Origin of the sequence: Enterovibrio gelatinilyticus, from assembly GCF_028683095.1 — a bacterium.
Classification (GTDB): domain Bacteria; phylum Pseudomonadota; class Gammaproteobacteria; order Enterobacterales; family Vibrionaceae; genus Enterovibrio; species Enterovibrio gelatinilyticus.
Map to the genome: position 1 here is coordinate 1 of NZ_JAJUBC010000113.1, position 554 is coordinate 554.

Sequence of the window (554 nt, forward strand, 5' to 3'; positions counted from 1 at the left end):
TTCTCCTGTCCGCTGCCGGACTGGCAGGGTTGGGAGAAACGTAGACGGGATGTTCTATTCTGCCGCATAGCGGCTTCGTTCAACAAGCGAATGAACGAGGGACGTTTACTCGTGGCTCATTTTTCATAGGAACGCTGTGATTCAGGTGTTTCAATTAGTTTTGGCTAGTAAACACCCGTTATGCTGACGTTAGCAATCGTCAGAGTTATAAATTACATAGCTTAGTATTGTTCATCTAAATGCTATAAAGACGGTATGCATTGGCTGATTTCCATGTGCTATCAATGGCTCTACATATTTAATCAGTGTGGAGCGTGTTGTGAAAATAGTTGTGGTTTTGATAGTCGGTTTGTTTACATTGTCAGGTTGCTCTAAAGACGAAGTACGAGATGTAAGCTGGTACGAGGAAAACGTGGACGTTATGAATGCAAAGGTTGATGAGTGTGGTAATGATAGTGAAATGTCTAGCTCGGTAAATTGCAAAAATGCAATTAAAGCAAAGCAAAAAGTACTGCTTAAAAAATGGAAAAATGGCTGATTTCTAATTGCTAACA

The 554-nt window shown here is 40.6% G+C and carries 1 protein-coding gene; it reads left to right on the forward strand.

Features of this window, described 5'->3' with window-relative positions; translation table 11 throughout:
- Positions 1-319: 319 nt before the first annotated feature.
- Complete coding sequence (locus tag LRP50_RS25450) at positions 320-538, forward strand: EexN family lipoprotein (protein WP_274167184.1); 219 nt, start codon at positions 320-322, stop codon at positions 536-538.
- Positions 539-554 lie beyond the last annotated feature (16 nt).